The organism is uncultured Bacteroides sp. (assembly GCF_937912035.1).
Lineage (GTDB): Bacteria > Bacteroidota > Bacteroidia > Bacteroidales > Bacteroidaceae > Phocaeicola.
The window spans coordinates 13,574-36,721 of the sequence record NZ_CALDPF010000002.1; the positions used below are offsets into that span (position 1 = coordinate 13,574).

The following is a 23,148-nucleotide window of genomic DNA, read 5'->3' on the forward strand; positions in this document are numbered from 1 at the left end:
TTACTTTTCCATCAGATTGGGAGGGCAATCATTTATGTCAGTACCCCATCCGGTCGGAGTGTCTGTCATCTCAAATACCATCACTCCTCCCGAGATTATATCATCATGAGAGATATAGTTTGCGGTATAATCCTTGCCGTTGAGCCGGACACTCTTGACGTAACGCTTCTCAGGAGATACTCCCGGAGCGGAAATTACAAAGATCTTGCCGTTTTCAAGACGGAACTCAACCTCCAGAAATGTAGGTGCGGAAAGAATATAATATTCACTGCCCGGACAGACAGGATAGAGCCCTATGGCCGCAAACATATACCATGCGGACATCTGACCAGCATCATCATTACCAGACAGGCCGCCAGGAGCATCGATATATTCGGTGTCCATAATATGTCGCACCGCATCTACAGTTTTCCAGGGTTGACCGACATAATTAAACATGAAAGCTATTTGATGGCAAGGCTCATTGCCGTGCCAGTATCTGTTCTCAGAGAACATGGAATCGAGTTTGGCTACAAAGGCTTCTTTTCCTCCAATAATGTCAATTAGGCCGTAAACATCGTGAGGAACATACCACGTATAGTGGCATGGAGCACCCTCGGTTATGAATTTTGTAAATTTGAAGGCGTTGTCATCGTTAAGGAATGTTCCGTCAAGATGACGTCCCTGGGCATAACCGGTGGCAGGATTGATTACGTTACGGTAATTCCCGGCTCTGCCGAGCAACTGACCGGCATCCTCATCCTTTCCCAATTTCTTGGCTACAATAGAGAGAACATAATCATCATAGGCATATTCGAGGGTACGGGATACCTGCTCGCAGGTATGGAATGCTTCCTTGACGGAATCTTCCAGAGGGATATATCCATAATCCATATATGATTTCAGGGCGCGTCTGCCGCATCCGTCAAGATATTCTTTTTCTGCAGGCCGGACAAAAGCGTTACGGCGCATAGCCTGATAGGCCTTTTCTATATCGAATCCACCGACACCCTTAATATATGCATCGCACAGGAGCGAGATACAATGGTCGCCTATCATGGCAGCTGTATAGCTGTTCCAGCACGGGAAAACAGGAAGCCATCCGCCCTGCTCGTATTTCAAGACTAGGGAATTCATCATCAGGCCTGCCCTGGAAGGAGAAATGATGTTCAGCATAGGATGCAGGGCGCGGTATGTGTCCCACACGCTGAAATCTTCGTAATACGTACCTCCGTCAGGGAGAGACATTACAGGTTTTCCTTTTGCAAACGAAGGATATCTGCCGTCCACATCATTGAATGTCCTTGGAAGGAAGGAGGCTCTGTAGAACGCTCCGTAGAATTTGCGTTTCGACAATTCATCATCAGACCGTACGCTGATGACTGCAAGATGTTTCTCCCAGATGGAAGTGAGCTGCGAGCGGGTAGCGTCAAAATCCCAATGCGGAATCTCTGCCTCAAGGTTTTTCACGGCGCCCTCGTTGCTGACAAAGGAAGAAGCGGCCTTGACGAGGACCTCTTCATCGGCCTCTACATCGAAACCGATATACACGCCTATACCTTCTTTATTAGAGATGACGGTATTACCACGGAAAATGCTGTCGCCGCAGAAAGTACCGATATCTGTAATGTCCTTCTGATATTCTATCACGAAATGTCCGTCGAATCCGGCATACTCGCCCCACCCCTGATAAATGCGGTGGACAGGGTTGTATCCGTAAATCCTTTTACTAAGGGTGTCGACGGCTATGTATCCCAGCCCCTCATCGCTGTTAGGATTGACCACAATATAGGCTTTTCCGGCATTGCGGTACGTAAATCTGAAAATGGCGGACCTGGAGCGCGATGTAAGCTCTGCCAGGACTGATTCCTCAGGCAAATCCACCGAATAATAAGCCGGAGAGGCAATCTCGGTATCGTGCAAGAAAGGAGTGGCTCTTTTCTCCGGACTACATCGAAGGCTGCCCGTAACAGTAGCCAGCGTCATAGAACCATAGTCCTGAGTACATCCCCCTACTATCCAATGAGAGTTTCTGAAACCCTGAAAAAGTGTGTCACGATAATAGTATGGAGATATACACTTAAGTTCTGTATCCTGAGTCTGCGGAGTCCAAGAGTTCATTCCGTTCGGTTCCAGCACGGCTGGTAATGTCTGTCCATATTCCTCTGTATGCTTTCCGAAGACGCCAGCATTCCTGGTAACACTTGCGGCTGTACCAATTCTGGTGTCAATGTATGAAATGAGATTCAGCGTATCAGTCCTCCTGCTACTGCAGGAAACACTGAGTGCAACAAAGACAATACATAGAATAAATTTAATGAAGATATCCAATTGTGTTTTCATGAATTAAAAATTAATTAAGGTTATTTGGTTATTAAATCATTTGTATATGGTTGTTCTATTGAAAACTATTGCACAAAAATATCAGATATTTCCATGAAAAGTAACAAAGGATACATGAATAACTATATAAGTTACAGGCGGTGATCACTCCCCCACCTGTAACCAATATTAAGATTAATAACCCGGATTCTGTTTCCAGTTAGTGTTATTGTTCAATACATCAATACTCAAAGGCCACAAACGGTATTGAGGATTCGAAGCATCAGGATTGAAATCGTACTTGAAGCCCCAGTCGCGTTCGAAATCACCGAAACGGATCAAGTCGTTACGACGCCAGTGTTCATCCAAGAACTCACGGCCACGTTCGTCCAGGATATCTTGCAATGTAGGTGCAGAAGTCAACAACGGAGCATTGACATATTTACGGATTTGATTGAACAGACTCATAGGAGTATCGCCCAATGTAGCTTCACCGCCACGGGTAATAGCCTCGCACTTCATAAGAATGATGTCGGCATAACGAAATATAGGCACGTCGTTATCCTGGTTACGGCCATATACGTTATAATCGTTGATATCAGGGAAGAACTTGATTGAGCGGTACCCCTGTGTCCAGCCACTTAATGTAGCGCCGCAGTTAAGGTCAGCATCAGGAACAACAGGAGGATTTGCATTAGGATCACTCTTTAGCGTAATGGATTTTGTAAACGTTACATTTTCCCCGCCATAGGTGTTACGCACTGTTGTAGGCATACCTGTCGCATTATCATACTGATAGACATCAAATGTAGCCATTCCGATATTCTCACCTGTACTACCGGCTATCACGTCATTACGGCGGTCGCCAGGCAAGCAGAACAATTCAACGAACTCAGGAGTCAGTGTCATGTTTCCACCTACAGAGTTTGTCATCTCGATGCTGTAGAAACCGTTACTGTTCTGACCACGACGCCATGTGCGGAAACGTGCGTATGTCATACCCTGTGCTGTCACGGCATCAAATGGAATTGCATAGATAAAGTCTCTGATATGCCAACCGTTAGTGTACATGAACTTAGTTTTGTAATCATCAGTCAAATCGAATTTGCCGGATTGTATGACACGGTCGCAAGCAGCAATACAGTCATTAAGCTTTTCGTTGGCAGCATTAGGATCCCATGAAGAGCTAGTAACATCCTTGGTATAGACATTCCAGTTTATATACAGTTTTGCAAGCAATGCATCAATCATCCACTGTGTGGGTTTTCCGTAAGTAGAAGCGTTTACTTCAGCCGTACATTTGTCGCGCACAGCAAGCAACTCCGATTCAATCCATCTGGCAACATCGGCACGTGGCGAACGGTCGATTTTCTCGCCATCTTCCAGTTTATGGTCGATTATAGGAGTATCTCCCCAGTGTTCCATAAGCAGGAAAGTATAGAAAGCACGCATAGCTCTTACCGGAGCAGAAGCGTCAGCATCCTCACCACCGAAATCCACGATAATAGTATTACAGTTTGTGATACCTGACTGTATATCGTTATAAACATTCAGCTGGTTTTTCGATGCGTCAGGATCTATCATGTGAAGCGAGAAGTTGGCCATGTCTCGTCCGTTAAGGTAGTCCGTATCAAAGCTGACAGCAGTATATTCATCCGAGTTACATGAAACACCTTCATCGTAACGTCTTCCCAAGGCGCCACGGAAAGCGTAGTACGCATTGTTTGTCTTAGCCTCAAGAGCGATTTCCGAGTTAGGATATTCTGTGTATTGAGACTTTATGTCTACATCAAGGTCTGTACATCCAGCAATGGTAAATCCCAGCAGAGTACCAGAAAGAATATATCTTGTTTTCATAATTTTTTCTCCAATGTTAATAGGTTAGAAATTAATGTTTAATCCCACCATGAAAGTACGTGTACGAGGGTATGTGGTATTACGCCAGTCTACACCAGGAGTCAGACCGCCCAAATAGATTTCAGGGTCAACGCCTTTATACTTCGTGATTGTGAACACGTTGTTGCAAGTAGCATACAGGCGGATATTATTGACCCAATTGCCTATTCTGCCGAAGTTATATCCCAAAGTCAGTGTCGACAGACGGAAGTATGAGCCGTTTTCCAGATATCTGTCAGAAGGAGCATGAGCACGTGAGTCGTTGGCATTCTGTTCAGAAGCAGCCTCGCTCAGAATGTTCTTGCCATTTGCCACCAGACCTACGTTGTTATAGTAGCAGCGTGTAGCATTAAAAATCTTGTTTCCTGCCACTCCCTGGAAGAAGAGGTTCAATGTCCAGTTTTTCCATGTAAAATCATTGTTCCACCCATAAGTAAGTTTCGGCTGTGCCGAGCCTGCCTTTCTGCGGTCTGTATCATCCGGAGCATCTGTTGTTCCCACTAGGTTTCCGTTTTCATCATAATCGTTGAACACCGAGTTTCCATTTTCGTCATATCCTGCCCATTCCCAAAGATAGAACTGACCGATAGGAGAACCTTCCATTATACGCTGTACGTTTGTGCTGGTGTAACCGCCCACATCAGGATTAGCCTGGTCGATATAGTCTACAGAATAAGTTTCATTTGACAATTTCTCCACCACATTCTTGTTGTGCGAGAGATTGATACTTGTGCTCCATGTGAAGTTACGTGTCTGCACAGGGATTGCATTGATTGTAATCTCGATACCTTTGTTGCTGATATCACCCACATTGGCAGTCATCCAACCGTACGGATAGCGGTTTGTAGATACAGGATAGTCATATATCAGATCTTTGGTACGCTTGTCATAGTATTCAATAGTACCGGTTAATCTGTTGTTCAGGAAACCAAAGTCCAAACCTATATTAAACATTCCTGTACTTTCCCATTTCAAATCAGGATTTGAGTTACGTGTAGCACCAAGAGCCCTGTAATCTGAAGTAGTGCCTGTTGCAGGATCTACATATGTGAACCAGTGAGTAAAACCATATACCTGACGTGAATAAAATGCATCGAAACCAAGCGAGTTACCGCTTACACCGTAACCTACACGGAGTTTCAGATCGTCGAACACATTCTGATCTTTCATGAATTCCTCTTCGGTGATGCGCCATGCGGCAGATACAGAAGGGAATGTAGCCCAGCGGTTATTTACACCAAACGCTGACGAGCCGTCGCGACGTACAGTTGCCTGAAACAGATATTTGCTATTGAAGCTGTAATTCACACGTCCGTAAAATGAAATCATACGCAGTGTGGAAAGATTGTTACTTATCACATCGTTGATATCGATATTGTTGGCCATACCTATATTGTGATAGCCCAGTTCATCATCATAGAAGTTGTACACCTTCAGTCCGAAACCATCGTTATTGTCAGCCTGTTCCCATGAATATCCCAACATAACACCAACCTTGTGTGCATCGGCAAAAGTATGATCCCAGTTTAAATAAGTCTCCATCTGCTTTCGGATGTTCTCGGCAGTGCTGCGGTCAGCCTGTCCATGACGAGAAGCTACGCTAGGAAGCTGAGTCTGTGTGCTGTTATAATTACTGTAGATAAACTGCTGGTTCTGGTAAGACAGGTTCATGTTCCAGTCCAGTCCGTCGATGATATGAAGCGTAGCCTTTGCCACTCCCTGCAGGAGTTTTTCCTTCGTATTGTAACGGTCCTCGTTAATCATAGCCACCGGATTGAAGTTCTGCGAAATCTGCAGGTTGCTGTACCAACTTCCGTCCTCGTTTCTCACAGGCACCAGCGGGCTGTAGTAATACATCGCATCGAGCACACTCTGTCCGGTGCCTCCTGTAGGACCTGTAGAGCTGTTGCGGATACTCGCATTAAGGCTGAACGACAAGTCCAGTCGGTCGTTCAGCGCCTTTGTCTGCAGAAACGAGCGTGCAGTCAGACGGTCAGTATCCGTACCCCTTATCGCACCTTCGCGTTCCAGAAAGTTGATAGACGCGCTATAAGATGTCTTCTTGTTTCCACCGCTTATCGATACATTATGATTGTGGCTGAATCCCGTACGGAGCACCTCATTCTGCCAGTTGGTGTTCGCAGGATTGTTCACGTCATAATAAGGAGAAAGGTCATATCCGCCACGCTTTGCAAAAGAAAGTAGTTCGTTGGCATCCATCATGTCGAGCGTATTCATAGACTTGTCCCATGCCACATATCCGCTGTAGTTCACACTTGTCCTTCCGTCCTTGTTACCCTGCTTCGTAGTGATGATGATCACACCGTTGGCAGCCTTCGAACCGTAGATAGCAGTGGCCGACGCATCGCGCAGCACGTCTATGCTCTCTATATCCTCCGGAGCCACTAGCGAGATGCTCACACCCGGAATACCGTCCACCACGTAGTACGGCTCCATAGCCTCGCCGCTACGCAATGATGAAGCACCGCGCAAAGAGATTGAAGCCGAACCGTTAGGGTCGCTCGTATTGGCAATTGTCAGTCCAGGAACCTTACCCTGCAACATCTGTGCCGGAGTGGTAACAACACCCACATTCAGATCCTCAGCCTTCACGGTAGTGATGGAACTGGTCACATCCTTGCGCTGCATGCTACCGTAACCGATTACCACGATTTCTTCCAAAGCTTCGGCATCCTCTTTCATTGTAACATTCAGTGTCGAAGAGTTCACAACCACTTCTCTGGTATGAAAACCTACATACGAGAACAAAAGTGTCTTGCCTTTTTCCACCTGAAGAGTAAAATTACCATCCAGATTTGTCACTGTACCGTTGGTAGTACCTTTTTCCACCACGTTCACCCCTGTCAGAGGTTCACCGTTCGTACTCCGTACGTTTCCCGTAACAGTCAGCTGCGCAAATGCCCATGAGACATTCATCAGAAAAAGAGCCATAAACAGTGCGAATGGCCTTAATCCCGCATTTTTCAATTGTACATTAAGCATAAAATTAGATTTTAAAAGATTAAAATAAAAGATTAAAGATTCATATCTTGATAAAGATTTTCTTCTTCCAGAGTATAAAGCCTGTCAGCGCCATAATCAGACAGTATATAATCGAATACGCCAGCGAAGCCAGATACTCGTCCGGTATCAGCGAAACCAGCAGCGAATATATCGCCGGCTTCATCCCGCTATGCGAAAGCACTATAGCCAGAATCTCGCTCAGAACATATAGAAACAGAGGGTTCATCCCGAAAACCAGGAAGAATGTCCATCCCTTGTTCAGTAGCCTTACGTCTATTATATAAATCAGAGCAGCCAGAAGCACTGACGCCCATCCGCAGGTGACAAGCACGTAGGTTGTCGACCACACCCTCTTGTTTATTGGCATCCATCCGGAAAGCGCATAGCCTAAAAGCAACATCACAACAGCAGCAACCATCATATACAACAATTTCTTACTAATAGGAATATTCTCAAGCAAGATTTTTCCACACATAAAGCCTATTAGCGTATGGGCTATGGCCGAAATACTTCCCACCAGGCCTTCAGGATCAATAGGACTTTTGGTATAAAGATGAGCCTGTCCGAATACCTCCCTATCCGCTATGGCTATAAAATTAGTGTCGTCGCAGCTATAACCGTTGCAAGTCAGGAGCAATACGGAATACATAGCCAATATTCCTCCAGCAATCCACGGGATATACCTGTGATTAACATATACCACCATCAGCGACACCACTCCGTAGCACAGCCCGATACGCTGAAGTACACCCGGAATGCGTAGGCTATCCGCAGGCAGAAAATCACCTCCGCACACATGTCCAAACCATCCTATGCCGATGCCGATAAGTATAATCAGAAACATACGGCGGAATATTTTCCTTATCACCTCACCGGATGGTCTGAAATCGAATTTCCTCAGCGATATATAAGTAGATATACCCACCATGAAAAGGAAAAAAGGAAACACAAGATCGCATGGTGTCAGGCCGTTCCACACCGAATGACGCAATGGGGCATAAGAGTATCTGCCTCCCGCGTTATTCACGAGAATCATACCGCAAACGGTAATACCCCTCAGAATATCCAATGACATCAAACGTTTCATGATTATCAGTTTTAAAGTAAAATGTTATAAAGTATTATTTGCCGAACACCCTATTGAAAACATCTTTCGCCACATCTATACAGTCACCTTTGGCCACTGAAGAATAATGATTGTCCGCCAGCGTCCACGGCTCCTCCATCGCATAATAGTCCAGCTTCACCTCAGGCTTTCCGTCGAGCACATCCTGCAGAGTCTTCCAGTACTCGCTCCAACGTTTGTAATAGAAATCCTTCAGTATACCGTTCCATTCCTTGTGGGCATAGTCACGAAGACCGCCATCATCGGCACACGTTCTGTTGCCCCATGTAGTAATCTGGACACGAGCATTCCACTCATAAAGACGCTTTTCATCATCGGTCACTCCTTTGTTCCTGGCCTGCTCTATCCATCGTCCCACCTTGAACTCCGGCCTTGTGGCCAGCAGTTCGTCCTGAGCAAGCAATATATCCAGGAATTCCTGTGAGTGAGCCTTGAAACTCTTCCTGTCAAAACTCTTGAAATCGGCTATAGTCTGATTGTAAATTATCCTGCCCCTGTCAGACAATGACTGACGTACGATATCTATAAGGTCATACTCAAAGTTATTGTTTCCTCTGTATTTGTCCGCCACGGACAGCATCAGCCTTGCCGCCTCCTCCGTAGATGTAGGGTCATAATAATTCTGCATCTTCGACCAGCTTGAAGCCTGGAAATTGTTCAGCCCCGGACGTCCGCAGAATATCGATTCGTGAGGTCCCTGCTGGTTATTACCGAAAGGACAATTGTATATTCCGTCCGCCAGAATAGCCCAAGCTGCACGTATAGTCTTGTCATCCGAACCATATCTTGCCTTTACATAACCGTCAAGCCATTCTTCTTTTGTGAATTTTTCAGGACGCCATGGCAATTCGCACATCAATTCGAACATCACAGGATTATTCTCGCTGCCTTCCATTGTCAAACCAATACCCTTCAGATGCTTTGCCAGAGGGTTATTCTTTGTCAGATAATAATTGTTTATCAGCTGATCCATACGTCCGTGAAGCCCCACATTTCCGCCGAAATTCTCCAACATGCAGAAAAGCCATTCATGATGTCCGTATCCCTCGTCACGCTTCCAGATAGAAGGAATACCCCACATAGGACGACATTCACTGAATAGATCCGCTATCAATAGGTCGCCCGTCTTCAGATCATTCATCATCTCCGGACGTGGATTCTCAGTCCATCCCTGAACTACCCATACTGCCTTAGGATTCACCTCCTTCATGGCTTTCATCACAGCCTGTCCTGCAGCGTCGAAGTCTATATCACCCGCATTCTCGCATTCATGAAAAGGGTCCATGGAATAATAATTCGCACGGCCAAACAACTTTGTGAGTTCCTTATAATAAAGAGAAGCTATTTCCGCGAAACGTTCATCTGTAGGAAGCAGGAACGAAGGACGTGTAAATCCGTTCCACAATTCAGGTTCTGCCACATTGACTCCAAGCTTCGTACCTGCGTCATGAGGAAGCATTCCGGAATATCCCGGTAGAACCGGCTCAATTCCGAACTCACGCATTCTTTTCAATATTTTTTTCTGAAGTTCTTCTTGTTGCTTATACCAGCTGTCAGGATTCGGACCTCCCCAACCTTCAAGATTATTCATTGCCCACCATGCAAGGAAGGCCGGACCGGCAATAAATTTGTTTACTTCCTCACTGGTATATCCAAGTTTCAGCAACATGTTTCGCCAAACACACTCCTGACCTACTGCAGCCAAAGGAAGATTTATACCGTGGAGCGCCATCCAGTCTATTTCAGTCTGCCAACGTTCCCAATCCCAAAATGCCATGGTATAAGAATAAGTACAGTAATTAAAATCATATCTCAATTTTGCGTCCGTCTCGCGGCGTTCCTTAACCTTTACCGGAGGAAGTACATCAGGTAAATCTGCCTTCATATTGTTCCAGGTGAGATTAATTCCGGCATAATACTTCAGATACCAGTTTATTCCCGTAGCTATATTAATATATGTATTGCCCCTGACTACAATTTTTCCGTTATGGGATTCAAGTTCGAAGAAATCCTTCGGTGCGTCTGTCTTTTCTATTTTAAACTTGACAGAAGCACCTTTATCTATTCTCTCCAGCATATCCTTAATCGGATTACTCCAGCCAGTGGATATGGATATAGAGAATATACAAAATATGGATACGATGCGTTTCATAATGTATTTTAGATTTTTGATTTACGCAAACGTATCCAATTTATGGAAATATAAGGTAGAAAATAGTTCAAAAATGGAGGAGAATAGTTTATCACCCTTCCTTGTACTTCATAAGCTCGCTAGGAAGTACTCCAAACAATTCTTTAAAACATTTCGTGAAATACTTCGGATCGTTAAATCCTACAGCATATGCCACATCTGCCACCGTAACCGTCTGTTCCGCCACTGATATATAAGACCGCGCCTGATTAAGCCTGAATTCTTTCATAAACTGCCCTATCGCCATTCCAGCTATGGCATGCAATTTCGAGTTAACCAATGTCTTGCTGTAACCCATGTCTCTGACGAAAGCATCGACACCATACTCCGAATCCATATAATGAGCCTTCATAAGTTCCATGGCCGTACGCATAAACACATTGTCCTTAGATTCTATTTTCAGATCGAGCGACTCCACTTCCATGCCCGAGGCAAAACGTTTTCTCACCTGCCGCCTGTACGCCAGTATGTTCCGTACTTTCAGAAGCAGTATATCGCTGTCGAAAGGCTTACATAAATAATCGTCTACACCTATCTCCAGACTCAGTTTCTCCTGTTTGTCCGACTTGATGGCTGTCAGCAATAGCAAAGGAATATGCGATGTAGCTACGTCAGACTTTATTCGTCTGGAAAGTTCGTTTCCATCCATTACCGGCATCATAAGGTCACTTATTACTAAATCCACCTTATTGCAAGCCAAAATTTCAAGTGCCTCCTTGCCGTCCGAAGCCTGTAGTACATTATATTCTGCCGAAAGTATTGTATATAGATATAGCCTCATATCCTTCACATCGTCCACTAGCAAGACTGTATCCTTTGTTCCGACTGATGCAACGTCGGCAGCAGCGGAAGAAGAAGCAATTATATCAGACGTTACCTCTGCCAATTCATCATTTCCTCGTTCCAAAGGAAGCATTACTCTGACAAATGCACCCTCTTTCCTGTTATTTCCAGCACATATTTTTCCACCGTGCATCTCCACAATCCTACGACAAAGATACAGACCTATACCGAAACCGCCCGCTGCACTTCTTCCCTCGGAACGCGACTGATAGAACCTTTGGAAAATAAGTTCTGTATCGTTAGGATCGATACCGCATCCCGAATCGCGCACATCCACCCACACACTATCTCCCTTTGTAGCACTTGGGATACTATCATCAGCAACCGAAAATACATAAACCGACACCTTCCCGCCGGGAGGAGTAAATTTCACAGCGTTCGACAGCAGATTCACAATAACCTTACGCAAACACTCCCCATCGAACATTCTATGGCGGAAGTTCATCCTATAGAATGCTTCTATCCTGATATTCCTTTCGGCTGCAAACACCTCGAAAGGCACAATCAACTTCTTAACGAAGTCCACAAAGTCAGTGTCCCTTTTCACCAGCACAAAGCTGTCAGCATCGAACTTCCTAAAATCCAACAGTTCGTTTACTAATTTCATAAGTGTATCTGCATTTCTTGAGGCTATTTCCAGCTGTTCTCTCACATCTGCCTGACACGTCATCCCAAGAGCTATCTTCAAAGGCCCGTCTATCAGTGTTACCGGAGTACGGAACTCATGCGTAACGCTCGTAAAGAAAGACATTTTCTCCTCCGTAGCTTCTTCTACCTTTAACGCCATCTCTGTCAGGCTCCTGTTCTTGGCATTCAGTTCAGAAGTTCTCTCTGCTACCTGTTGCTCAAGTTCCCTCTTCTGCTTCCTATACATCTCTGTCTTTACTTTATAGATATACTTCACCATCCCCAAAGCTATTACAAGCAAAATCACATAGAACCACCACGATCTGTAAAAATAAGGAGCCACCACAACTCTCATTTCCGTAATACCATTCACCCAACGTCCTCTCTCATCAGTCGCCCTGAGCTGAAATAAATACTCTCCGTCGGGAAGAAAGCTATATCTAGCCTCACACCCTCCATGAGAAGTCTCCACCCATTCATCATCATATCCCATAAGTCTATATGAATACTTTATTCTGTGCGAGTTAGCATAATCAAGCGTAGAAAAAGTAATAATAAGCCCTCTGTCGCTGGCATGCAATTTCGCCTCCGGACGATTATAATCGTCAGTCTTTGTCCTGTCCGGAAGGGAATAGACAGGTCCGCCTGCCACCCTCCACGACGTAATAACTGGCTTTCGGATTTCCTTATCTTGAGACAAGCTGAAAGGAGAAAAAGCTATAAGCTCGTTCATCATACCGAAATACAAAAGATTATTCTTTAACGAATAATGATATGCATTCCAATTGAACCTGTTGTCTGGCAGCCCATCTTCGCGGGTAAAACTGGCAAACACCTCTACACCATTCTCAAGGCTCAACGACGATATACCTCTGTTTGTAGACATCCAAATCACCCCGTCTGCATCTTCCACCATACCTATAACCGTATTTCCGGACAGCCCATCCGTAATGTCGTAGTTCACAAACTCGAAACCTTCAACATCCTCATCCTTCAACATATATAACCCATTTCCTTCCGAACCAAGCCATATACGCCCACTGCTGTCCTGCATCACACAGTTTATTTTCTCTATCTGGTGCGACCCAGGCTCAGTCAGTTTATATCTCATATAATTATATTCAATTTTACCATTTTCTTTGTCAAACGATGACAAACTCAGTACGAATACACCTGCTGAAGTTCCCCACCACAGCCTGTCTCTGTCGTCAACCATCATCGCCCTTACCTCTTTAAAGTCATTATCTATCCCACTGAACAAAATCCTCACGAAATGACACGTACGCCTGTCATAAAAGTGTAATCCACGAGTTGAACCAAACCATATTCCATCGTTCAGACTGTCCTCTGCCGCAGATCCTAAGAAATCGCTCTCCAACCCCATGCGGTCTTCCCTCTCATGGCGTATAAAAGTTCTGTTTCCATCCACATTCAGATCAAGTTCATTTATCCCCACTCCCCACGTATATGCCCACAGATGGTTTTGTGAGTCTATAAGAATACCACTCACTGCATTGTTACTGATAGACTCTTCGTTTGTATGTTCGAACATGAAGTTTTCAAAGCACTTTCCATCAGGCGTCATCCTATTCACACCACCATCAACAGTGGCAAGCCAGATATTACCTTCTCTATCTTCAGCTATCCCGTTCACTGCGTTCGGTCCCCTGTTATTAGTTCCCTCTGCCGAATAATTATACTTCCAGACACGTGTATGAACTACATCTGGAACCAATATATTCACTCCGTCCATCTGTGTTCCCACCCAAATATCATCTCCATCACAGAACAGGGTATTTATCCTATTACAGCTCACTCCCTCCGAAGGATTTCTATAATTCTGCCGAACATAATTAAAACAGTCTTTCTCCCTGTCGTACACATTCAGCCCGTTCAGTGTAGATACTAGGACTGATCCGCTAGCAGTCACTTCAACATCAGTTATGTATGCTTGACTCAGCATGTCCGGCTTGTGGTTGGAATATCTGTATCTTTTCACTGTATCTCTCTTCGTGTCATACTTGAACAACCCTCTGTTCGTCCCTATCCAAAGCAGGTCCTTGTCCTGACACAAGCAAAGAATTCTCCAGTCATCACTAAACGACGATATATTATCCGATAGAGATTCCACTCTCAGCCTTCCGTTCTCACCGGGCTCTATCCTATAGACCATATCGTCAAGACCAGCACATACTCCATCACCGAAATCAATAATGGAATATATATCAGTCCGGGTGACGAAAGGCATTGAAAAGCATTCCGATATTCGCCCCATATTATTGAACTTCAAACACCACAGATTATTACATGACGCTACCCACATGTTTCCGTTTCTGTCCGAATATATAGTCTGGACGTACGATTCAAACAGCCGACCGTCTTCAACCTTGTCCAACTTCAGTTTTACAACTTCCATACGACTTGACGAGATAATCGTAAGGCCTTCTTCTGTGGCCACCCATAACCTGCCAAATCTGTCTTCAGAAATACAGTTCACATAATTACTTTTCAATGATATAGGAGTAGTATGTGTAGTGAAGTTTAAAAACTGATATCCATCGTATCGTGATATTCCATTGTTGGTAGCAAGCCATATATATCCTGCAGAATCTTTAAAGATAAAATTGATGCAATTATTGGAAAGACCATTTTCTTCGTTTATGAAATAAAAACTATGATTTTGGAAAAAGTTTGACAATGCGTTCGCTTTTACACAGAATAAGTATAAAACTATTATAAATATATATTTTTTATAGTGTTGTAACATATAGTATTTAAAGATTAAAAGTATTACAAATATATAAAAAATATCACATATACTTATATAACAAAAAACAAAAATGAGACCGTTTCATTTAAAAACAGCCTCATTCTTATTTTTTAAAGTTTTAAGCTTATAATATTACAAAAGTATTTCCTTTTAAAAACATAAGTGCATTTTTATTGAACAGTTATATATCAGAACATTTTCTTTTCAGCACAACAGATAAACTCATCTGCTACCATATCCTTATAATAATAAACATCAGTGACAGGCTGATAGATATAAGACGAGAACTGATACAACTGAACTGCTGCAAATTTTCTGTCACGAGAGTACATATAATCCATTCTTATTCCTCCGGTATTACCACTTTTAACAGTCTTCTCTCCAGAAAAATCAGAACTCTCCAAAACCGATTTCAAACTGCGGAAATCTGCAGCTTCATAAAACTCACTCTTCACAGATATACGGCTGTCGGTCGGTGTATAGAACCAACTGTGGCTTTTCCAAAACAAGCGGAACACTCCAAGCAAAAGACACGCTGCTCCAATCGTCATTACGAGCATACTTAATGAAGATGATTCGTTTTCTTCAATTATTGAAAAATAAAAAGCTATTCCACCTATCAATATCAATATAACGGAAAAGATAATAGAACGTACATCTGTACGGCGCGAAACATGTTCATGAATATTTGTAAACAATGAATTTGAGTCCATAATTATAATTTGTCTGTTTTTCTTTTTAAATAAATACTTACCAATAATAAAAAACGATAAGGCAAAAGCCTAGTTATGGGATTGTAAGATACATTCCCATACACACAATAAAAAGACAAATTAACGGACTAAATAACAATACGGCACAACTGATACAGATACCTGACATGGCTACCAGTCATGCCAACACGAAACTTGTTTGAATTTAATAACTCATTTATAAAACTCTGATGCTGAATATATTCAGCTATCATACGAACTGCATATTTTGCCCATAACACAGAGGTGTTGTATATCTGCCTGGCAGTCAGTTTAACCATTACACGGATATTCAATGCCAGACTACCCAACTGACTCACGTCAGTGACCAACATTTCTGAGCGACTATCATCATAGTCGGACAAAAGAATCTTATACGTATACTGGTACTCCTTAGTATCGACATCAGCTACATCAACAACAATATTTCCCTCTGTGTTGTTAACAGATGTACATGGTACTACAATGGAGAGTATAATTCCCCAAAGAACAAGAACATATATGTATAAAAGTCTCCTCAAAAAATTATTATTTTTAATTTTACGGCTGTAAAGATAAGAAAAGATTAGATTCAAACAAAAAAATCTCCATATCTACCTTGAAAAGGTGATATGGAGATTTATATCATTATTGGATTATAAGTCTTATTCTTCTACGACCTGGAAATCTTCCTTACCAACTCCGCATACAGGACAAACCCAATCTTCAGGGATATCTTCGAATGCTGTTCCTGGAGCTATTCCGCTATCTGGATCACCTGTTTCCGGATCATAAACCCAATCACAAACTGTGCAAATGTACTTTTTCATAATGCTTTCTAATTTAAAATAAATGTTAGTCTATTGTTTCAATTTTAATTACAGAACAAATGTAAATATAAAATTGTTCACATCATAATCTATCGAGCAATATTTTTCTCAAATTTTCCATACCTTCTGACGCTCCTTTTGATATTACATGAATTTTACGGTTAGAAGAAATGTTGACAGGATTTGGATCAATGAGATAAACAGGTACATTACCACCTACATAATTCAGCAATCCTGCAGCCGGATATACATTCATCGAAGTTCCAATAATAACAAATATATCCGCCTTCTCCACATAATCGATAGCTGTTTCTATCATAGGAACAGCTTCACCAAACCACACTATAAAAGGACGTAGCTGCGAACCGTCATCGGCCAAGTCGCCAATTTTCACATCATAACATTCAGAAGATAGTTCCTTGATATATTCAGGATTATTAGGCTCACGGCTTGATGTAACCTTAGTTAACTCACCATGCAAGTGAATAACATTTTTACTTCCAGCGCGTTCATGCAGATTGTCGACATTCTGTGTCACAACAGTAACATCGAAATATTTCTCAAGTTCTGCCAGAATGCGATGTCCCATATTAGGTTCTACATTCAACAGTTGTTTACGCCTCTCATTATAAAAATCAATGACAAGTTTAGGATTTGCAGCATATCCTTCAGGAGTGGCAACTTGTTCTACAGGATATTTCTCCCAAAGTCCTCCTGAATCACGGAAAGTACTTATACCGCTTTCCGCACTCATGCCTGCACCTGTCAATACTACTATTTTTTTCATGATAATATGTACTATTTATACGTTATCGTTACAAAAATAAGAAAAATTATCAATCAAAACACCTCTGTTTCAAAGAAAAAAGATACCTTTGCCAACCGAATAAATTAATATAATAATATATAATAAAATTCATGGATAAATTCAGTTATGCCATTGGTCTTGGAATTGGCCAAAACTTGTGGAGCATGGGTGCCCGCAACATTCAGGTAGAAGATTTCGCACAGGCTATCAAGGATGTGCTTGAAGGAAACAAAACAGCTATCACTCACGATGAAGCCCGCGAAATAGTAAACAAGTTTTTCACTGAACTTGAAGAAAAGGTAAATTCAGAAAATATAGAAAAAGGAAAAGCTTTCCTAGAAGAAAACAAGAAAAAAGAAAATATCGTGACACTTCCTAGCGGACTTCAGTATGAAGTTATCACTGAAGGCAACGGAAAGAAACCTAAAGCAACAGATCGTGTACGCTGCCACTACGAAGGAACACTTATTGACGGTACTATGTTCGATAGTTCTATCAAACGCGGCGAACCTGCAGTGTTCGGTGTAAATCAGGTTATTCCTGGATGGGTAGAAGCATTGCAGCTCATGTCTGAAGGTGCTAAATGGAAACTCTACATCCCTTCTGAACTAGGTTACGGTGCTCACGGAGCAGGCGAAATGATTCCTCCTCACAGTACATTAATCTTTGAGGTTGAACTCATCGAGGTTCTCTAATGGAAAATCAAACAACTAAAAAAAATTAATATCTTAAAATTATTAGAATCAAAAATGAAAAAAGGTACAGCTTTAATGGTATTGGCTGCTGCAGCAGGACTTGCTTCATGCGGTCAAAGCGGTGCTCCTAAAGCAAACATGAAAAGTGACGTTGACACTCTTTCATATATGGTGGGAGTAAGCAATTCTCAAGGTTTAAAAGATTATGTTGTAGGTCGTCTTGGTGTTGACACTACTTATATGGCAGACTTTATCAGAGGTATAAAGGAAGGTATGAAAAATACTTCTGACAAAGAAAAGGCTTATATGGCAGGTATGCAGATTGGACAGCAGGTTAGCGGTGATATGTACGAAGCTATCAACAACCAGCTATTTGCAGGTGATTCTACAACAACAATGAGCAAAGAAAATTTCCTTGCCGGTTTCATTGCTGCAGTTGAAGAAAACAGCCTCGTAAGCGCTGATTCTGCTTCTATTTATGTACGCACTAAATCAGAGGAAATAAAGACTAAAGCTCTTGAAGCAAAATATGGAGAATACAAGAAGGAAAACGAAGAATTCCTTGCCAACAACAAGAGCAAAGATGGTATCAAGGTTACTGAAAGCGGACTTCAGTACAGAATAATCAAAGAAGGTAAAGGTGAAATCCCTACTAAAACTTCTCGCGTGAAAGTTCACTATAAAGGAACAATGATTGACGGTACTGAATTCGACAGCTCATACGAACGTAAAGAACCTACTACATTCCGTGCAGATCAGGTTATCAAGGGTTGGACAGAAGCTCTTACTATGATGCCTGTAGGTTCAAAATGGGAACTTTATATTCCACAGGAACTTGGTTATGGTTCTCGTGAAGCTGGTAAAATCAAACCTTTCTCTACTTTGATTTTCGAAGTTGAACTTATCAGCATTGAGAAATAATTTATTTCTACAACTGACATATAAAAAAATCCGGTAGATGATTTTTCTACCGGATTTTTTATACCCATTTATCAAGCTTTCTTCTCCTTAATGTCAGTGTGTGCCTCAACAACATTCACAACATAGTCACCCAGCTTTTCACACTCGGCTATAATATCCATGTAATGAACACCCATCTGATAATCATACTCTTTATTATTAACGTCAACCACATTCTGACCCTTCAATCTGTTTCTATAATTGTTTATCTCATTTTCCAGATTGAATGAACAATTAACATCTACCGTGTGGTGTGTATCTTCAACCAGTTTTATCATCTGCGACAAAGCCTGATCAGTAAGATTCATCATCTGATGTATATGGTCATACTGTGCAGCAGTAAAGTCATCATTGCCACGATTCTTACGGTTAATAGTACGTGCAATATTATAACAGCTGTCACCAATACTTTCTATTTCCGTAACTTCACGGAGCATCCCCCTTATCTGCACCTTACTTTCGGAACTCAATCTTCCTTCAGACACCTGATTAAGATATTTTGCTATCTCAAGCTCCATGTTGTCACTTATATTCTCGTATTTTTCTATTCGGCTGAACAGTTTGTTGAATTCCGATTCATTTTTGACATGCAACAAGTCGCGTACCATACCGAACATACGCTGAATACGTTCTGCAAAAAGATTGATTTCTTTTCTAGCCTGAAGAATAGACAATTCGGCAGTGGATAACATACCTCCGGAAATGAACTGCAAACGATATTCTTCTTCCTGCTCCTTTTGAGGAATAATCCTACAAACAGTTTTCTCTATAAAATTAACAAACCATATAAGTATAAGCACATTACATATATTAAAACATGTATGGAATGCTGATAGTTTGAATGATACGGCTACACCTCCAGCCTCAGACACATTCATAAAATCAGATACTATCCATTCCACCATTGAAAGAAACGGTCTGAACAATATCAACACCCAAACAACACCAAATATATTAAACATCAAATGTGCCATAGCTGCCCTCCTGGCCTGCGTATTTGCAGTCAAAGCAGCCAGATTTGCAGTTATTGTAGTACCTATATTTTCACCAAGCACCAAAGCTGCTCCAAGTTCGAAACTAATCCAGCCGTTGGCACACATAATCAATGTTATAGCCATTGTTGCAGCCGAAGCCTGAACTATCATTGTAAGTATAGTACCTATCAGAACAAACAACAGTACAGAGATGAAGCCCATATCAGTATAATTCTGCACAAAAGCCAGCATATCAGGATTATGGCTCAAATCCGGCGCATTTGTTTTCAAGAGGTTGAGTCCCATAAACAAAAATGCAAATCCAAAAATAAACTCACCAACCGACTTGCGAGAACTTTTCTGAGAAAACAGCAAAGGAATACCGAATGCCAGCAAAGGAAGTGAAAAAGCAGATATATCTACTTTAAAACCTAACGCAGATATTATCCAGGCAGTAACCGTAGTACCTATATTGGCACCCATAATTACACCTATAGACTGAGCCAGTTCGAGAAGACCGGCATTTACAAAACTGACAACCATAACTGTGGTAGCCGAAGAAGACTGTATCAATGCCGTTATAAGCATACCAGTCAAGACTCCTGTTACACGGTTGGTTGTCATCGCCGTTAAAATACTTCGCAGACGGTCGCCCGCAAACTTCTGTAAACCTTCGCTCATTATTTTCATTCCATAAAGGAACAAAGCGAGAGAGCCAAGCAACTTTAAAAAATCATAAAAAGAATATTCCATCTGTTATTATTTAGGTAAGATATAGACAATCTGAATATAATTGAGTAAATTGACTGCCAGTTAATCCAATTAGTAATACATATTACAATTATGTTACAAATATATTGCAAAAATAATAAAGAAACAAGAGAATTCCCAGAAGGAACTTCTCTTATAGAGATTTATAATCAACTTGGCTTGAACATGCCTTACGGTCCGGTAAGCGCCAAAGTAAACAATAAAGTTGAAAATCTTAACTTCAGAGTATACTACAACAAGGATATCGAATACCTTGATATCACCAGTGCATCTGGAATGAGAACATACGTACGTTCGCTATGTTTCATTCTTGTAAAGGCTGTTGATGACCTGTACCCCAGTGGAACAATATCTCTTGAACATCCGGTCTCAAAAGGATATTTCTGCAAACTTCATATTGACAGAACTATCGGGCTGGACGATGTATCACGTATTAAGAAAAGAATGCAGGAAATAATTAACGAAGATTTACCCATAACACGATACGAGCAACGGACAGAAGATGTAATAAAGATATTCCAGGAAAGAGGTATGACTGACAAGGTAAAACTTCTGTCAACTTCTGGACAGCTATATTCATTCTACTATAAGCTTGGTGATACATTGGATTGCTACTATAGCAGCCTTGTACCAAGCACAGGATACATCAAAAAGTTCGATATAGTGAAATATTATGACGGGTTACTGCTACAGATACCCAATAAGAATAATCCTGATAAAATAGAAGAACTTATCAAACAGGAAAAGATGCTTGAAGTTTTCCAGGAGCATCACCGTTGGAATGGAATTCTTGGAATAAGTACAGTAGGAGATTTCAACATAGCCTGCAATGAAGGTCATGCAATAGACCTCATCAATGTGTCCGAAGCACTTCAGGAAAGGAAAATCGTAAAAATAGCAGATGAAATATCTGCCCGTCAGACCGGAGAGAACAGAATAAAGATAATTCTGATTTCAGGACCTTCGTCTTCCGGAAAGACCACATTCAGCAAGCGACTAAGCATCCAGCTGATGACAAACGGACTGAAACCATATCCTATATCACTGGATGATTATTTCGTGAACAGAGACAACACTCCACTTGACGAAAACGGTAACCATGATTTTGAATCACTTTATGCGGTAGACCTTCCGTTCTTCAAGAAACAGCTTGACACACTACTTGAAGGAGGTGAAGTGGAACTTCCTAAATTCAATTTCACAAGCGGAATGAGAGAAAGCAGCGGTACGAAATTCAGATTGGAAGACAATATGATTCTAATCCTTGAGGGAATACATGCCTTAAACCCCGAACTGACACCAAATATTCCTGCCGACAACAAATATAAGATTTATGTATCTGCACTTACAACAATATTACTGGACAAGCATAATTATATACCGACCACAGACAACAGATTGTTACGCCGAATAATTCGCGACTATAAATACAGAGGAAGCTCGGCAGAAGCCACAATATCCCGTTGGCCTAGCGTGCGGGCTGGTGAAGAAAAATGGATTTTCCCTTATCAGGAAAATGCCGATGCCATGTTCAATTCAGCCCTATTGTTTGAACTTGCAGTAATCAAAGACCATATTGAACCTATCTTGAGAAAAGTTCCGAACAACTGTCCAGAATATTCGGAAGCACACAGGTTACTGCACTTCTTAAGCTATTTTGTCTCTATTCGTGACACGGAATTGCCTCCTACATCATTGTTAAGAGAATTCCTTGGAGGCAGTAGTTTTGAGTACTAAAAAGAAGAAACAGACACAAACACATAATTTATAATAATATAGAAACTCATACATATACGATGAATTATATATACCTTATAATATTATTTATTTCGTTACCATTATATGGCGTAGCACAGAATAATGAATCAGAGTCTATAAGCGTAAAACAGGATTCTGCGTACAACATCAAACAAAAGCAAATATCCATTAGCAATACAGACTCGTTGAGTACACCACTTGTAGCACCAATAATGCAAGCCGGAATGTACCCCTCGTTCGGTATGTACGGGATAAGTCCATTTTCTTACAGCTATGCCAATTGGGAACTCCACAAAGGTTTCAACGCTTCTCTTGGTATGCATGTCACATTCAGTCCATCAAAATACGCCCCATCAGGAGTAGGATTCGGACAGGATGCGGCATTTATGTATGCTGTGCCCATAAACAACAGATTCAGCGTAGCTGCAGGACTATACGCTACAAACATGGACTGGGGATTCATCAACTATAAAAATGTAGGAATAGCTGGAGTTGCCGCATTCAAGCTCAACGACCGGATAACACTATATGGTTATGGAAACAAGTCGCTGATGCCTCAGCGTTCCCCACTCTATTACCCACTACCAAACTTCTCGCCTGACAAACTGGGAGGAATGATAAATTTCAAAATAGGTGAAAGCTCGTCCATAAGCTTTGGAGTGGAGGGCATAAAAGGATACGGACCATACTATTGGTAACAACGTATGAGCATATTTTCTGGTGCTGACTATAGTCGGCACCCCTGCCGACTATAGTGGGAAGCATTGCTGACTGTAGTGGTAAGGATTGCCTACTACAGTCAGCACCAAAAGATATCAGATTTTTCGCACAATTATATTGGCA

At 41.9% G+C, this 23,148-nt stretch carries 15 protein-coding genes; 4 read left to right on the forward strand and 11 right to left on the reverse strand.

The annotated features are described in order from the left end of the window. The 10 genes from Q0486_RS00060 to Q0486_RS00105 all read right to left on the reverse strand — a co-directional run bounded on the left by Q0486_RS00060 (position 1) and on the right by Q0486_RS00105 (position 17,126). A complete protein-coding gene (locus Q0486_RS00060; protein WP_299228922.1) occupies positions 1-2,322 on the reverse strand; it encodes a GH92 family glycosyl hydrolase in 2,322 nt (773 codons plus the stop codon). A gap of 174 nt (positions 2,323-2,496) precedes the next feature. Continuing rightward, positions 2,497-4,158, reverse strand: a complete 1,662-nt coding sequence (locus tag Q0486_RS00065) for a RagB/SusD family nutrient uptake outer membrane protein (protein ID WP_299228925.1) — start codon at positions 4,156-4,158, stop codon at positions 2,497-2,499. Positions 4,159-4,182: 24 nt separating this feature from the next. Then, positions 4,183-7,200, reverse strand: a complete 3,018-nt coding sequence (locus tag Q0486_RS00070) for a TonB-dependent receptor (RefSeq protein WP_299228928.1) — start codon at positions 7,198-7,200, stop codon at positions 4,183-4,185. A 40-nt stretch (positions 7,201-7,240) separates the two neighbouring features. Next, entirely contained in the window at positions 7,241-8,308 is a 1,068-nt protein-coding gene (locus Q0486_RS00075) for a DUF5009 domain-containing protein (protein WP_299228931.1), read from the reverse strand. 34 nt (positions 8,309-8,342) lie between these two features. Then, entirely contained in the window at positions 8,343-10,499 is a 2,157-nt protein-coding gene (locus tag Q0486_RS00080; protein WP_299228934.1) for an alpha-N-acetylglucosaminidase, read from the reverse strand. A gap of 91 nt (positions 10,500-10,590) precedes the next feature. Further along, entirely contained in the window at positions 10,591-14,706 is a 4,116-nt protein-coding gene (locus Q0486_RS00085) for a two-component regulator propeller domain-containing protein (RefSeq protein WP_299228937.1), read from the reverse strand. 260 nt (positions 14,707-14,966) lie between these two features. Next, a complete protein-coding gene (locus tag Q0486_RS00090; protein WP_299228940.1) occupies positions 14,967-15,491 on the reverse strand; it encodes a hypothetical protein in 525 nt (174 codons plus the stop codon). A 128-nt stretch (positions 15,492-15,619) separates the two neighbouring features. Next, positions 15,620-16,051, reverse strand: coding sequence for a hypothetical protein (locus Q0486_RS00095; RefSeq protein WP_299228943.1), 432 nt, complete (start codon positions 16,049-16,051; stop codon positions 15,620-15,622). 123 nt (positions 16,052-16,174) lie between these two features. After that, entirely contained in the window at positions 16,175-16,339 is a 165-nt protein-coding gene (gene rd / locus Q0486_RS00100; RefSeq protein WP_299228946.1) for a rubredoxin, read from the reverse strand. Positions 16,340-16,421: 82 nt separating this feature from the next. Next, positions 16,422-17,126, reverse strand: a complete 705-nt coding sequence (locus Q0486_RS00105) for an NAD-dependent deacylase (protein ID WP_299228949.1) — start codon at positions 17,124-17,126, stop codon at positions 16,422-16,424. 131 nt (positions 17,127-17,257) lie between these two features. On the opposite strand from Q0486_RS00105, the gene Q0486_RS00110 reads away from it, so the two are divergent. Both Q0486_RS00110 and Q0486_RS00115 read left to right on the forward strand, forming a co-directional pair. Then, positions 17,258-17,842, forward strand: coding sequence for an FKBP-type peptidyl-prolyl cis-trans isomerase (locus Q0486_RS00110; protein ID WP_299228952.1), 585 nt, complete (start codon positions 17,258-17,260; stop codon positions 17,840-17,842). Positions 17,843-17,896: 54 nt separating this feature from the next. Beyond that, entirely contained in the window at positions 17,897-18,763 is an 867-nt protein-coding gene (locus Q0486_RS00115) for an FKBP-type peptidyl-prolyl cis-trans isomerase (protein WP_299228955.1), read from the forward strand. A gap of 71 nt (positions 18,764-18,834) precedes the next feature. Here Q0486_RS00115 and Q0486_RS00120 read toward each other — a convergent pair whose 3' ends face one another. Then, complete coding sequence (locus tag Q0486_RS00120; RefSeq protein ID WP_299228957.1) at positions 18,835-20,529, reverse strand: Na/Pi cotransporter family protein; 1,695 nt, start codon at positions 20,527-20,529, stop codon at positions 18,835-18,837. An 81-nt stretch (positions 20,530-20,610) separates the two neighbouring features. Between Q0486_RS00120 and Q0486_RS00125 the strand changes: the two genes are divergently transcribed. Beyond that, entirely contained in the window at positions 20,611-22,284 is a 1,674-nt protein-coding gene (locus tag Q0486_RS00125; RefSeq protein ID WP_299229186.1) for a nucleoside kinase, read from the forward strand. Between the two features lie 59 nt (positions 22,285-22,343). Beyond that, positions 22,344-23,003: a hypothetical protein gene (locus Q0486_RS00130; RefSeq protein ID WP_299228959.1), complete on the forward strand. Its 660-nt coding sequence runs from the start codon at positions 22,344-22,346 to the stop codon at positions 23,001-23,003. The last annotated feature ends 145 nt before the right edge of the window (positions 23,004-23,148 follow it).